Below are 13,899 nucleotides of genomic sequence, written 5' to 3' on the forward strand. Positions count from 1 at the left end.
CTTTTCTACTGCATTTCAAGAATCGGCTTTGCTGCCTCCCATAAAGTATCTGCCTGGATATCTGCTTTGGTCGGGCCAGGACCGATGAAAGCCGTTTTGCACCCGGCCTTGATCCCTGCTTCGATATCACGCTCATGGTCTCCCACCATATAGCTTTCTGACAGATTGATATCATATCTTTCCGCCAGCTCCAGTATCATCCCCGCATTCGGCTTCCGGCACTCACAGCCTGCCTTTGGTTTATGCGGGCAATAAGCGACTTCTGTGATATGGCCGCCCTTTTCCCTGACAAGCTTCTGGAGCCGTTCATGGACTCTAAGGAGATCTTTTTCCTTCATGAATCCCAGCCCGACGCCGCCCTGGTTGGTCACACCGAATACTTCATAGCCTGCTTCATTGAATAAAGCCACCGCCTCGGCAGCCCCCTCGAGCAAATACAGCTGCTCCGGTTTGTTGACAAACTTAACCCGGTGGGAAAGAACCTCATTCAATACACCATCCCTGTCCAGGAAAATAGCCTTCTTCATCTTGTCATCCCTCCTATCGTTTTCCTCTATTTATAATGTATCCGATGCTGAGGGAGATATAAACGCCGCTCGCCGGTAAAATTTAATTGTTGAAAAACAGATTCCAAAGTGCTGATATTAATATGATGAGCATGAGCAAAATGAATCCCTTTGCGCTGATCGGACTGGTATTTATTATATCCTTCATGGAAAAAATCAGCAGACAAAGAAGAAATGCCATCAGAAGTGAACATTTCTATGTGATATTGAACAGGACCCCCGGCTGGAGGTCCTGTTTTTGTGTTTGCAGAAGGAATTCGGGCGTTTATTTGCGGGTTTTTTTGTTGATGTGCGCCCTTACGTGTTCATTCGCAGCTTCATTTTGGGGTTATTAGCAAGTTTTTCATTTTATTAGCAACTTCCAGCTTTTATTAGCAACTTTTTCATTTTATTAGCAACTTTTCCAGTATATTAGCAACTTTCAGCTTTTATTAGCAACTCTTTAAAAACCGGTCCGCTGCTCTTATTTGCGGCTTTTCCGGTTTATTTGCGACTTTTCGATTTTATTTGCGACTTTCTCAACATATTTGCGACTCAGCCAAACGCCACGTCCTGTCGCCACGTCTGCATGACCCCCAACCTGGGGGCCTCAAGACGATCCTGCCGAAAAGGCGTTTTTTGCCTTCTTGGCGGGATTGGCTTGTGACCTCGAGGGGGTAGGCGCAGCTGCTAGACAGTTATCAGAAATTGAAAAGATAGACTTTCTTATCTATTGAAAAAGGAGCGCCATGGGCGCCCCTTTGAATATCAGCCTAGTTGTTTTCCATTGAGCCGTAAAGCTCTTCCAAAGGCTTCATGATGATTTGGTTAAGTTCAGTGATGGCCATGCTCATGCGCTGTTCTGCTTCCATCAGTTTAGAAATGGTTTCATGCTGCTGCACGAGTGCTACCGTTTTTTGGGCCTGCTCCACTTCTTCCTGAGAGATTTCCTGGCCGGACATCTGTTTCTGCTGAAGCTCCATTTGGATGTTGCGGAAGTTTTCGAACATGGTTCTTGCAGATTCATCAGAATTGACTTCATCATAGATTTTTTTCAAATTCGTATATTCATCGCTCTGACGAATTGCTTTCTCAAGTTCATACGCTGAATCGTGTAAGTTTACTGCCATTTTGCCTAACAACTCCTTTTCGGTTTGAACAATCCACTCCACTATAACAAACTATAAATCAGAATGCGAGGAAGCCACTTTATAGTCCTCAGATGAATAAAACCAGGAAGCCCTGCAGGAGACCGATTATTCCGCCAAGGAGCGCCCCAAGGTAAGTGATCATCTTCAGCTCTCTCCGGCTGATGGACAGCACCATCTCCTCCAGCCTTTCCACAGAGAAGCTTTCGACCTGCTGCTTGATGATGTCTGCAAGGTGCAGCCTTTCCATAATGATGTCCATCCTGTTTGAAAGCCACTCTCCGGCCATGCCTACCAATCCCGGCACAGCTTTCTCGACAAGCGTCTCTGTGAAAGGCTCTGCCAGCTTGCTGAGCGGGGTATCCATCAGATCATCTGCTTTGATGATTTTGCGCACATACAGCTTGATCGATTTTATGATATTTTTCCGTTCGAACTGTTCTTCGATTCTTGCCGCTTCCCAGTCAAGCACCTTCATCCATTCTTTTTGAAGAAGGGCTGCAATCATATCCTTTGTGCCTTCACTTCTTAGGAACTTAATGATTTCAGGCTGGATTTTGTCAGCAAGATTGACATTGCCCATAACCATTTGAAGCATATTTCCAAGCACCCCGCTCCGTCCCTTGACAAAATCATCAACAAGACGCTGGATTCTCATTTTTCCTTCAATGCTTGAAAAATAATCTTCACCCTTCTGTGCTATATAGTCACTGATAACAGGGATGCGGGATTCCGCCTTGGCTAGGAGCTCAGGGGCCAATACCTCTTTTATGGGCTTATGGCGGTATTTATCCATCAGCGTTTCGTATTTCTTTTCAATGAAAGCATCAAGCTGCTCTTCTGCCTTCGCTTTGCCATCTTCAAAACCGAGCTTGCCAAGGAGCTCAGCAGGCGTTTTCTCTGTATTCAAAAGACGGGCAATTTCCTTCTTCGCCAGATTTTCAGCTTCTTTCTGGAAATCGCCATTAACGAATTTCCTCTTGATGCTCTCTGGCGTCAGCAAGTGGTTTACAACTATTTTGCCCATCTGCTCTGCGAGTTCGCTTCTGCGTTTGGGAATCAATCCAGGGGTAAAGGGGATTTGGCGTTTACCAAGATACAGCGGCTTGTAGGGCCTAAAAAGCATCATGATGGCAAGTGAATTGGTAAGTCCTCCTATCACAGCCCCTATGACGACCATCAATAATATCGTTAATCCAGTTTGCATAAGTTTGTATTCAACTGCCTTCCTTCACGTTTTAAGATGTATTGAAAATGGCCGCAATAATCACATCTCTGCCCATTTTACATATGATAGCCTATCAGCAGCCGCCTAAAACAACATTCATCATACCATAAACCAGCCCGCCATTCCCGAATCAGAAATCCAAAAACAGGCCTACTCCTTATAATAGGCTAATTCCCCGGTTTTTTACAAATCCGAAGCGGGCGGGATGCCTGCGGGAATGTTGGATGCCGGCGCTTTTAAAATTTTATAAATGGGGAATTTCCATGTCTTTGTCTTTTCTTACTATTACGTTTGTTCCTGGGAAAATGTTTCAGGATAAAGACGTGATTAAAGTCAGCCATTCCCTTTATCATTACTGGAGCCTTGATGCGGACCGGGATTTAACTTTAAAAATAGGCAAAAAGGAACGCCTGGTTGCGATAGAGCCTGCTTCCATTCCAAAAGATGAGATTCATATGGATTCAGGGCTGTTCAGTTATTTTCAGCTTGCGGAAGAAGACATCCGCCTGATTGTCCAGTATGCCGGAGGGGACAGACGGCTTGCCGCCGGCCCCATCATCGGCCTGATGACAGAGGCCAGTGAAGACCATGAAGAAGTCAGCTTCCGGTCTGTCCATTCCTTTTGCGGAGAACTGCAGGCTGGAATAGAGGAATTTGGCGGCATATTTTATGTGTTTCATATAAAAGACTTTCGAGAAAGCGGCCTTTCCGGCTATTGCTGGCGGGATGGCCGCTGGGTGAAGGAGCAGGTCCCCTTCCCCACAGTGATTTATAATCGAATCCATTCCCGGAAGCTTGAGTCCGGCAAGTATTTCGGGAATTTTAAATATAAATTGCAGGAGCTGGGCATCCCGATGTTCAATGACTGCTTTCTTTCAAAAGATCTGGTCTATGATATCCTCGCCGGGGAGGAGCATATGAAGCCATACCTCCCCGAGACCCGCCTGCTTGGCGCCCGGACACTGGAAAATATGCTCAGCCGCTATCATGAAGTTTTTATCAAGCCGGTGAACGGGAGCCAGGGCAGGAACATTGTCCGGCTCTCCCTGGCTGAGAATAAGCTATCTGCATCGTTCTCTTCTGCCGGCGCGAAAGATGCAGAAAAATCTTTTCCAGACTGTGCTGCTTTCTTCAAATGGTTTGAACCCCAGCTCAGGACGAGGATGTATCTGGTCCAGGAACCGATCCAGCTGGCGAGCCTGAATGGGAGGCAGCTGGATTTTCGTGTTTTATGCCATAAAGGCCCGCAGAACAGCTGGCGTGCCACTTCTGCGGTTGCAAGGATTTCCGCTGAGCAGCAATTCGTCAGCAATATTGCCCGGGGCGGAGAAACAATGAAACCGGTCAAAGCCCTTACCCTTATAGCAGACAAGGCCACTGCCGTTCAGCAGGCAGCATTAATGAAGGAATTAGCTGTTGAAGCGGCAGGGATCATCAGTAATGCTTCAGAAGGGATTGTAGGGGAGCTTGGCATGGATCTTGGCATTGACCGGCAAGGAAAGCTTTGGATCATTGAAGCCAATTCCAAGCCCTCCAAGAATTTCGAGGAAGCCGACCAAAGAATCAGGCCTTCAGCCAAGGCACTTATAGAATATTTTATTTGGCTGTCCTTTCAGGCAGCCAAAAGCTGAGGAGGAAAAAAGATGCGCTCATTGGGATTCATGTCCCTTCGCTCAACAAGCGAAAAAGCTTATGCAACCGAAATTGCCAAAAGGGCCCGGAGCTGCGGGATCGAATGCTTCCGCTTTATCCCCTCAGCGATCGATCCGAGAACAGAGCTCATTTCTGGCGAAAAATACGACCCTGATAAAGAAGACTGGGAAACAGCATCTTTTCCCCTGCCGGATGTGCTGTATGACCGGTGCTTTTACGGAAATGATCCGCATTCCCGGCAATGCCGTTCAATCGTCCATTACTTAAAAAACCGCAGTGATATCCTGTTTCTTGGCCACGGGCTGCCCAATAAATTGGAACTGTACAAAATCCTTGCCCAGTCGACGCTGGCCCCATATATCCCCAAAAGCATACATGCCCAGTCCGCCGGCCAGGTCCTTCAGCCATCATCCCTGGTCAGCCCAATGATCTTAAAGCCTGCCAATGGTTCGCAGGGAGCGGGCATTTATTATCTTGAGATGCAGAAGGATGGCCTTCTCGTCAAAACCGATACACCAGAAAAGCAGATTTCCCGCCTATTCGCTGATCAGAAGAAGGCTGCCGTGTGGCTTGGACAGCTTCTGTCCGGAAACAGCTATCTGCTTCAGCCCTATCTGCCGCTCTCAAACGAGGACAATCAGCCGTTTGATATCAGGATCCTTCTGCAGAAAAATGAAGCTGGAAAGTGGCGTGAAATGGGCAGGGGTGTAAGGGTCGGGAGGGAAAATGGAATCATCTCCAATTTAAGTGCAGGATCAGCAGTCTCCTCTTTTGAGACATGGCTGGAAAACAGCAGCGTCAGTTCAAGCCGCTTTCTGCGCGCAGAATTGAGCGAGATATCCAATGCGCTGCCTGAAATCCTTGAGGATGCTCTACCTCCCCTTTTTGAGATTGGTTTGGATATTGGAATCGCCAGGGATGGGGCCATCTGGATCCTCGATGTCAATTCCAAGCCGGGCCGGAAGGTCATCCTCGAAACAGATCCAGATAAAAAAGAAGCCCTGTACAGAGCCCCGCTTTTATATGGAAAGCTTTTAACATCTGCCGGGCAGGCTGAGAGGAGGAAAAACAGTGAGAAAACAGTATCCCATTGAAATCAAGGAAGGAAGAGAGAATACAGTCTGGTGCCCGCGTGAGGTGATTGAACAACAGTCCCTTGAAAAAATTGCCTTCGGCGCCTGCACAGAGGAGGCGGAATTTCTCCCGACTCCCGGCGATAAATATATTGTAAGCATCAGCAGCGATCTCGCAGCCAAATTGAAGCTGCCCGATCTCGGCATCCCGCTGCATTTATTTTCAGAAGGAGAGACACTTTTCATCGGACCGCTGGTCGGCATATTCACATCAGGGTTCACCCCCTTTCCGCTCAGGCCGATCGGAGAAAGGACAATATTTTTTTCCAAGCTCCTTTCCGTCAATAAAGCAGTCGGCGCATTGCCGTTCTTATTTGGCGAGCAGCATATCGACTGGGATGCAGGCACAATCAAAGGCCATATCTATCATAAAGAAGGATGGGCAACTGTTGAGCTTCCTTTCCCAAATGTCGTGTATGACCGGCTGCCCAACAGGAAATCCGAAAGGCTGGCAGAACTGAAGCGAATCAAAGACCGGCTGCAAAAGGACTACCTGATCCCCTGGTATAACCCCGGCTTTTTCAATAAGCTTGACGTATTCGAGCGGCTTCAGCAGGAGGAAGCGGCAGTTCCCTATCTGCCGGAAACCCATGCCTTCTCTTCCTTTTCTGTGATTGAACGGATGCTGGGCGACTATGGCCATGTCTATATCAAACCGGCAAACGGAAGCCTTGGCCTCGGGATCCGCCAGGTGATCTATGACCGGGAGGAAGGCTTTTATTATTGCCGTTACCGGGACAATGAAGACGAAAACAGGCTGAGAAAATTCCATACCCTGGAATCGCTCATGCACCATGTTTTCCGGCGCAGCAATCTGAACAGCATGATTGTCCAGCAGGGCATCCATCTGCTTCGGCATGAGCAGCGCTCGATCGATTTCCGTGTCCATACAAATAAAGATGAAAGCGGAGAGTGGAAGGTAACAGCCATTGCCGCAAAAGTGGCGGGTCTTGGCAGTGTAACGACACATGTCAAAAACGGCGGGGAAATTAAAACCCTTTCTGAGGTCTGCACAAGCCGCATGATGGAGCAGGAGTTTACAGAAAAGCTGTCAAAGGCTGCTCTGGGACTCAGCAGGGTGCTTGAGACGCAGCTTGAAGGAATTATTGCCGAAATCGGCTTTGATCTCGGAATTGACCGAAAAGGGAATGTGTGGCTGTTTGAAGCCAACTCCAAGCCGGGCAGGAGTATCTTCAAGCATCCGGAGCTGAAGGAATTTGATTATTTAACAAGAAAAATGTCCCTTGATTTTGCCGTGTTTTTAACAGAACAGGCGATATCCCGCCCTGAGGAAATCTTTAAATGACAGCCCCGTTAAGCCAGGAACTTAAACGGTGGCTAAGCTCCCCTGAAGGAGGAGAAAGAACCGCCTTCCAGCTGAAGAGGCCGGAATCGGGCGGGCCCATTGCCGGGATCCTTGCCAGCAGAAAATCGGAAAGCACACTGGCAGGCAACAGCCGGCTATTCAAGGACATACAAAGAGAGATGCTGTCACGCGGCGGCATCTCAGTTGTATTTGCACCGGAAGATATATCAGGTGATGGAGCCGAAGGAATCGTCTACCTGCCTGGCCAGGATGCATGGTCCCTTGTGTCTGCCCCCCTTCCTGATATCATCTACAACCGCATCCCTTTCAGAAAAAGTGAACAGACCAAGAGCTTCCGCAAAGCTGCTGCCTTTTTCCAGGCTAAGAAGATCCCTTTCTTTAATCCATGTTTTCTAGAAAAATTCCAATGCTATTCAAAATTAAAACAAGAACCTGGATTAACAGGCTTTTTGCCGGATACCATCCTTATTGGCAGCGGCCGGGAGCTGGAGTCATTCCTTATGAAGCATAATGATATTTATATTAAGCCAAACAGCAGCTTTAAGGGAAAGGGGATTATAAGAGCCGGAATGGATCATGACGGAATGGTCCTGGCGAAGGACTTGAACGGACAGACCCGGCATTCTGACTTCGGACATTTTTGGGAAGATTGGAGATCTGTCTTTGAGGAACAGGCATTTATTGCACAAGAGGCCGTTTATGCTGCCACAGCGGACGGGCAGCGGAATGATTTCCGGATACTCGCACATGGCCAGGCAGGCAAGTATGAGGTGACAGGCATAGGCATCCGGCAGGCTGCAGTGGAAGATATAACGACTCATATCCCCAATGGTGGCAGGCTGATCCCTTATAATGATTACCGCACACCAGCACATGATGAATTCATTAAGAAGGCAGTCCAATTGGCTGGTAACTCCCTGTCCCGCGAAATGGGATGGTTCGGGGAATTCTCCATGGACGCAGGCTATGACGGCAATGGACGCTATGTTATTTATGAGATCAATTCCAAGCCGATGAAGTTTGATGAAGAGAATATTGAAGCTGAAAGGATCAGAAGGCTTGCTGACATACTATTTGATAAGGCGGTCTATTGAAACGGGCATCCTGGCAGGTGCCCTTTACTTTTTCGTTGGGGTATGGACAGAAAACGATTACAATGGAGGAAGAGGAGGAATGATATGCTAACACATTTTCAATATCAGCCGCTTTATGAAAACAACCAGATGCCCGGCTGGCGTATTTCCTTTTATTTTAAAAATAAAAAGTACAACGGCATTTACAACCCCGACGGCAGCATTGAATGGACGGGCGCCGCTCCCCCTTCAGACGAGGAGGACCGCCTTAAATCGGGCATCCATGAATTGATGCTCTTTCATGTGTATGACAGCCGCTGAGGAAGAATCCTGTGCATAATCAGCTCTCTTGATGGAAAAGTAATAATACTTAGCCATGGAGGTCTGTACCATGAAAAAAAATGATCCAGAATCAAAGAAATCTGCGCCTGATGCTCTTTTTGAAGGCAGGGAGGATACATACCAGGATGTTGAGCGCATGATAGGCGAAGGGCTCTCAGGGGGATCTGTACATGAAGGCAGAAGCTCCGCCAATATTGAAGAGGCACGTCCCCTGGTACGCGAGGAGCCGCCGGCAAGGACCACATCCAAATAAGGCAAAAAAACCGCAGACCTTTTGTCTGCGGTTTTTTTGATTATCTGCTTTTTACAATCATATTGACTGCTTCCTGGATGGCTTCTTCTGCATTTCTGCCCTCTTCATTGGCTTCTCTTATGCAGCTTTCTAGATTTTTGGCGACAATATACCCCATCGCCCGGTCAACGGCGGATCTTACGGCAGAAAGCTGGGTCACCACATCTTTGCAGTGCTTCTCTTCCTCCATCATCCGGATGACTCCGCGGACCTGACCCTCCAGGCGCTTCAGGCGATTCTTCATTTCCTGTGAATATTCCATCTATTTTTCACCCCTTAATTGCGGACAAACTGATTAATGCTATATTACCATATGCAGCGGCAGACTGATGGCTGCTGATGCCTTATTCCTGCTATAATTAAGAGAGCTGGATATCAGCAGAAATCTTTAACACAGCCACCAAAATAAAGGTTTGAATAAAATATTATCTCTTTTGACGAATAAAAGAAAGTATGGAGAATGATCTATGTTTACTAAATTGCATGCTTTATACCGGAATTCCAGGCTTCAGCAGGAAGAACCAGACTTTTTCTTTTTTCATGATTTTTATTGGTTCACAGACAATGATGAAACTCAATGGTTCGGAGTGCCTGCAAAAGATATCTCCGAAGAAGAATTAAGGCTCCTCCGCACTCTTTTTCATTCTGCACGCCTTCCCGGCAGGCTGGATCAGCACTCAAAAGGATGGCATGACTGGCTGTTCCGCAGCGGCCCCCTGCCCGAGGCTGAACCGGCGCGCTGCAGAATCGCCCAAATCGAATTGAGCGGCAGCGAGTTTGAGCAGGAAGATGCCGAAACGGCGCTGCGGGCCTTTTTGTCAGAGGATATTATTCTCCTGTGGGAAAAGAAAACCCGCTGCTATCTTGTTATTCCGGAAGGCAACGATGTTGGCGAAGACGAATTCCGATCCATCATCCAGGCGTTCGAGACCGATTTTTACGTAAAAATGTATGTATACCTGGGCAAGTTTTTTCCCGCAGGCGATCAACTGCGGGGCGGCTTTGAAGAGGAGAAGGATTTCTTCGGCAGAGCCCTCAGGCTGATGCCCCATGAAAGAGTCCTAACCTTTGAAAAGGCATTCCCGTCCTGCCTGGTTGCTGAAATGAAGCCAAGCCTCCGCGAGAGCCTTGACACCCAGCTTCTTGGACCGGCTGCAGAGGATTCGGAACTGCTGGCCACAATCAAAGCTTTTCTTGAGAACGGATCCAACGCAACCCTGTCGGCAAAAAAACTGTACATCCACAGAAATACCCTGCAATACAGATTGGATAAATTCTCGGAAAAGACAGGAGTAAACCTGAAGGATTTCAATAATGCTGTAACCGTTTACCTTGCCTGTCTGCTCAAGGATCAGCAGCCTTAAGACCGGACTGTACAATGTGACTAAAAAGCCTGCCCATCTTTTGTGCACACCTCCTAATGCTGATTTCTGAAATTTCCTTTATTATTAGAAGCAGAAGGAAAACAACCGGGGAGGAATTAGGATGGCAGAATTAAAACTGGATAATATATATAAAATTTATGATAACAAAGTGACAGCAGTGGATAACTTCAATCTTCATATCCAGGACAAGGAATTCATCGTTTTTGTCGGCCCTTCAGGCTGCGGTAAATCGACAACACTGCGAATGATTGCAGGACTTGAAGAAATTTCACAGGGGGATTTCTCAATTGACGGCAAACGCGTCAATGATGTGCCTCCAAAAGACCGCGATATCGCGATGGTTTTCCAGAACTATGCCCTTTACCCGCATATGACGGTTTATGATAATATGGCTTTTGGACTGAAGCTCCGCAAATTTCCAAAAGATGAAATTGCCCGCCGTGTAAACGAAGCTGCCAAGATCCTTGGACTTGAGCCTTATCTGGACCGTAAGCCAAAAGCTTTGTCCGGCGGTCAGCGCCAGCGTGTTGCACTTGGCCGCGCCATCGTCCGCGATGCCAAAGTCTTCCTGATGGATGAGCCGCTTTCCAACCTGGATGCCAAGCTCCGCGTACAGATGCGTGCGGAAATTGCCAAGCTTCACCAGCGCCTGCAGACGACAACGATTTATGTAACACATGACCAGACAGAAGCCATGACAATGGCTACACGCCTTGTGGTCATGAAAGACGGAGTCATCCAGCAGGTTGGAGCTCCAAAAGAAGTTTACGAAAAACCTGAAAATGTATTTGTCGGCGGATTCATCGGATCTCCTGCCATGAACTTCTTCAACGGCAAGCTCCAGGATGGAAAGCTGGTCCTCGGTGATACATCTGTAGCCGTTCCGGAAGGAAAAATGAAAGTTCTCCGCGACCAGGGATATGTCGGCAAAGACATCATTTTCGGAATCCGTCCTGAGGATATCCACGATGAGCCTGTATTCATCGATGCTTCCCAGGGATCCAAAATCTCTGCCAAAATCGATGTATCCGAGCTTACTGGTGCAGAAACCATGATTTACTCCAGCATCAATGGCCAGGACTTTGTCGCCCGTGTTGATTCACGGACAGACATCATGCCTGGACAGCAGGTGGACCTGGCGTTCGACATGAATAAAGCCCACTTCTTCGATGCTGAAACAGAAGACCGCATCCGCTCAAAGAATGAATAATAGAAAAAAACTCCGTCTAATCAGACGGAGTTTTCTTTTTCTTTCACAAATGCCACCTCATCGTCTCCGCAGTGCGGACATGAAAGCAGATGGGGGCATTCTTTATTTTTATAATCATCAGGATACCCATCCTCGAGTTTCAACTGGTCAGCTGGCATATAGGCGCTGTAATCATCATAAAAATCCATGATTTTCCCGCTGTCTTCCATTCCGTTACCGCATTTCGGGCAGCTTTTGCTGATATTTTCAAGCCCGTTGCATGCCGGGCATACTGACATGGCTGCTCCTCCTTCCTATTCCATCAGTCTAATATCATTAGTCTGCATCCTTTTCCGCTATGTATGTAGAATAGCCTTTTCAGAGTCATAAGAAACCATTCAAAAAAGGAAATAATTGCATCATTCACTGCCGAATAAACAGGCAGGAATCAACCATAATAGAGAGTACAAACAGCAAACAGCCGGCAGGCACAGCTTCCCTTCCCACTGCGGACTATGCATGGTGCTCCGTTTGGTTCAAGTCCAAAATAGTCCAACCAAAAAATTATTCGAAGGAGAGTGCTCATCATGGCAAACAACAATTCTTCAAACCAGCTTTTAGTACCAGGCGTATCACAAGCTCTAGACCAAATGAAATACGAAATCGCTAACGAATTCGGAGTAAACCTTGGTGCAGAAACAACTGCCCGCGCTAACGGATCTGTTGGTGGAGAAATCACTAAGCGTCTTGTTCAAATGGCTGAACAGCAGCTTGGCGGATCTCAATTTTAATTTAAGCTAAAACAATTGAATAGATAATGGCTGAAAGGACACCAAACTTATGGTGTCCTTTCTCTTGTGCTGCTATTAAATCATTTTATCCGGGTCAACCCACTGATCATATTCTTCCTCTGTTACATGGCCGGTTTTCAGCGCCGCCTCTTTCAGCGTGGAATTTTCATTAAAGGCAAGCTTCGCAATCTCTGCGGCCTTTTCATAGCCGATATGAGGATTCAAGGCAGTGACAAGCATAAGTGATCTATCTACATGCCCTTTGATGACTTCCTCATTCGCTTCAAGGCCAACAAGGCATTTTTCATTGAAAGACTGCATGCTGTCTGCAAGAAGCCTGATGCTTTGCAGGAAGTTGTAAATAATGACCGGCTTGAAGACATTCAACTCGAAATTCCCCTGGCTTGCAGCAAACCCGATTGCTGCATCATTGCCGAATACCTGTGTCACGACCATGGTCAAGGCTTCACTTTGCGTCGGGTTCACTTTGCCTGGCATGATGGAGCTTCCCGGTTCATTAGCAGGAATGGAAAGCTCGCCGATCCCGCTCCGCGGCCCGCTGGAAAGCCAGCGTACATCATTGGCGATCTTCATCAGATCGGCAGCGAGCGCTTTGAGACTGCCATGCACATGGACGATCTCGTCATGGCTTGTCAGGGCGTGGAATTTATTATCCGCCGAACGGAAAGGATGGCCAGTCTGTTCGGATATCCACTCTGCCGTAATCGGCCCAAAGTCCGGATGGGCATTGATGCCTGTGCCAACCGCTGTTCCGCCGATCGCCAGATCATCCAGATATTTGATAGCATCTATCAGCATTTTTTCATTTTTCTCAAGCATGGCCCTCCAGCCGCTGATTTCCTGGGCCAGTGTCAATGGCGTGGCGTCCTGGAGATGTGTTCTGCCGATTTTGACGATCCCCTTGAAGGATTCTTCCTTGATTTTAATTGTCTTCTTCAGCTCGTTCAGTGAAGGAAGCAGCCTTTCTGTCAGCTCGATGACAGCTGCGATATGCATGGCCGTCGGAAATGTATCATTTGAGCTTTGGGACATATTTACATCATCATTTGGATGCACCTTTTCCTCTGAGCCTTTTTCCGAGAGCATCTCATTCGCTCTTCTTGCAACGACTTCATTCACATTCATATTGGACTGGGTGCCGCTCCCCGTCTGCCAGACAGCCAGAGGGAAGTGCCCATCCAGCTTCCCATCCAATATTTCCGTGCACGCAGCCGCAATTGCTTCCTTCTTATCATCTGAAAGTTTTCCAAGCTTATGATTCGCTTTGGCTGCCGCCTGCTTTAAATGGGCAAAGGCATAGATCATCTCAAGAGGCATTTTTTCGGTGCCGATTTTGAAATTGTCCTTGCTCCTCTGCGTCTGTGCGCCCCAATACTTATCACTCGGCACTCTTACCTCGCCAAGGGTATCTTTTTCAATCCTGAAATCTGACATACTTATCCCTCCTGTATTCATCCTTATAGCCTTTTCCCTTATTTCTTCATTTTAATGTTAAAATTTTGGCAGTTCCAGTAATTTGAATTCCGGAAAGGATAAAGCCGGCCCACTGTGGGCCGGCTTTATCCGTATCTCAATTGTGGACAAGCGCACAGCCGATAAAATAGCCGATGACCATGATGCTTGCTATGCTGAGAGTAACCGCGAAAACCTCCATGATTTCCCCTCCATTCCTGCCGGATGGCCAGATATATCCCCTACTTAAAAATTATCATATTTCTGCCATGCTGCTTAAAAGCTGCCTGCACGATTTTGTGGCATAAAGGTGAATAATC

15 protein-coding genes are annotated in these 13,899 nt (G+C 47.4%); 9 read left to right on the forward strand and 6 right to left on the reverse strand.

Going from position 1 to position 13,899, the window contains the following annotated elements; all coding sequences use genetic code 11:
* Positions 1 to 5: 5 nt before the first annotated feature.
* The 3 genes from ABU165_RS11925 to ABU165_RS11935 form a co-directional block, all read right to left on the reverse strand.
* The gene (locus ABU165_RS11925) at positions 6 to 527 is read right to left on the reverse strand and encodes a D-glycero-alpha-D-manno-heptose-1,7-bisphosphate 7-phosphatase (RefSeq protein ID WP_318060202.1); all 522 of its coding nucleotides are present in this window, start codon (positions 525 to 527) and stop codon (positions 6 to 8) included.
* A 791-nt stretch (positions 528 to 1,318) separates the two neighbouring features.
* Positions 1,319 to 1,675 carry a YlbF/YmcA family competence regulator gene (locus ABU165_RS11930; protein WP_009795160.1) on the reverse strand — a complete coding sequence of 119 codons (357 nt, stop codon included), beginning with the start codon at positions 1,673 to 1,675 and terminating at the stop codon, positions 1,319 to 1,321.
* Positions 1,676 to 1,763: 88 nt separating this feature from the next.
* Positions 1,764 to 2,900, reverse strand: a complete 1,137-nt coding sequence (locus ABU165_RS11935) for a DUF445 domain-containing protein (RefSeq protein WP_035403132.1) — start codon at positions 2,898 to 2,900, stop codon at positions 1,764 to 1,766.
* Positions 2,901 to 3,184: 284 nt separating this feature from the next.
* Here ABU165_RS11935 and ABU165_RS11940 point away from each other — a divergent pair, with 284 nt between their 5' ends.
* The 6 genes from ABU165_RS11940 to ABU165_RS11965 all read left to right on the forward strand — a co-directional run bounded on the left by ABU165_RS11940 (position 3,185) and on the right by ABU165_RS11965 (position 8,702).
* Positions 3,185 to 4,552, forward strand: coding sequence for a YheC/YheD family endospore coat-associated protein (locus tag ABU165_RS11940; protein ID WP_318060201.1), 1,368 nt, complete (start codon positions 3,185 to 3,187; stop codon positions 4,550 to 4,552).
* 12 nt (positions 4,553 to 4,564) lie between these two features.
* Complete coding sequence (locus ABU165_RS11945; protein WP_318060200.1) at positions 4,565 to 5,668, forward strand: YheC/YheD family endospore coat-associated protein; 1,104 nt, start codon at positions 4,565 to 4,567, stop codon at positions 5,666 to 5,668.
* Positions 5,646 to 7,013 carry a YheC/YheD family endospore coat-associated protein gene (locus ABU165_RS11950; protein WP_009795156.1) on the forward strand — a complete coding sequence of 456 codons (1,368 nt, stop codon included), beginning with the start codon at positions 5,646 to 5,648 and terminating at the stop codon, positions 7,011 to 7,013. The genes ABU165_RS11945 and ABU165_RS11950 overlap by 23 nt, the downstream gene beginning before the upstream one ends.
* Positions 7,010 to 8,128, forward strand: coding sequence for a YheC/YheD family protein (locus ABU165_RS11955; RefSeq protein ID WP_306009388.1), 1,119 nt, complete (start codon positions 7,010 to 7,012; stop codon positions 8,126 to 8,128). The genes ABU165_RS11950 and ABU165_RS11955 overlap by 4 nt, the downstream gene beginning before the upstream one ends.
* A gap of 84 nt (positions 8,129 to 8,212) precedes the next feature.
* The gene (locus ABU165_RS11960; protein ID WP_009795154.1) at positions 8,213 to 8,428 is read left to right on the forward strand and encodes a YheE family protein; all 216 of its coding nucleotides are present in this window, start codon (positions 8,213 to 8,215) and stop codon (positions 8,426 to 8,428) included.
* 70 nt (positions 8,429 to 8,498) lie between these two features.
* Entirely contained in the window at positions 8,499 to 8,702 is a 204-nt protein-coding gene (locus ABU165_RS11965; protein ID WP_094768314.1) for a hypothetical protein, read from the forward strand.
* A gap of 40 nt (positions 8,703 to 8,742) precedes the next feature.
* Here the strand turns inward: ABU165_RS11965 and ABU165_RS11970 are convergent, their stop codons facing one another.
* Positions 8,743 to 9,003 carry a metal-sensitive transcriptional regulator gene (locus ABU165_RS11970; protein WP_009795152.1) on the reverse strand — a complete coding sequence of 87 codons (261 nt, stop codon included), beginning with the start codon at positions 9,001 to 9,003 and terminating at the stop codon, positions 8,743 to 8,745.
* A 205-nt stretch (positions 9,004 to 9,208) separates the two neighbouring features.
* Between ABU165_RS11970 and ABU165_RS11975 the strand changes: the two genes are divergently transcribed.
* On the forward strand, positions 9,209 to 10,105 hold the full coding sequence (locus ABU165_RS11975) for a PucR family transcriptional regulator (RefSeq protein WP_129613576.1): 897 nt from the start codon (positions 9,209 to 9,211) through the stop codon (positions 10,103 to 10,105).
* 121 nt (positions 10,106 to 10,226) lie between these two features.
* On the forward strand, positions 10,227 to 11,336 hold the full coding sequence (locus tag ABU165_RS11980) for an ABC transporter ATP-binding protein (protein ID WP_009795150.1): 1,110 nt from the start codon (positions 10,227 to 10,229) through the stop codon (positions 11,334 to 11,336).
* A gap of 20 nt (positions 11,337 to 11,356) precedes the next feature.
* Here ABU165_RS11980 and ABU165_RS11985 read toward each other — a convergent pair whose 3' ends face one another.
* On the reverse strand, positions 11,357 to 11,614 hold the full coding sequence (locus tag ABU165_RS11985) for a hypothetical protein (protein ID WP_009795149.1): 258 nt from the start codon (positions 11,612 to 11,614) through the stop codon (positions 11,357 to 11,359).
* Between the two features lie 288 nt (positions 11,615 to 11,902).
* Between ABU165_RS11985 and ABU165_RS11990 the strand changes: the two genes are divergently transcribed.
* Positions 11,903 to 12,106 carry an alpha/beta-type small acid-soluble spore protein gene (locus tag ABU165_RS11990; RefSeq protein ID WP_009795148.1) on the forward strand — a complete coding sequence of 68 codons (204 nt, stop codon included), beginning with the start codon at positions 11,903 to 11,905 and terminating at the stop codon, positions 12,104 to 12,106.
* Between the two features lie 75 nt (positions 12,107 to 12,181).
* Here the strand turns inward: ABU165_RS11990 and fumC are convergent, their stop codons facing one another.
* Positions 12,182 to 13,561, reverse strand: coding sequence for a class II fumarate hydratase (fumC, locus tag ABU165_RS11995; protein WP_318060199.1), 1,380 nt, complete (start codon positions 13,559 to 13,561; stop codon positions 12,182 to 12,184).
* Between the last annotated feature and the right edge of the window lie 338 nt (positions 13,562 to 13,899).

Origin of the sequence: Cytobacillus sp. T106, from assembly GCF_040492155.1 — a bacterium.
GTDB classification, from domain to species: domain Bacteria; phylum Bacillota; class Bacilli; order Bacillales; family Cytobacillaceae; genus Bacillus_AB; species Bacillus_AB infantis.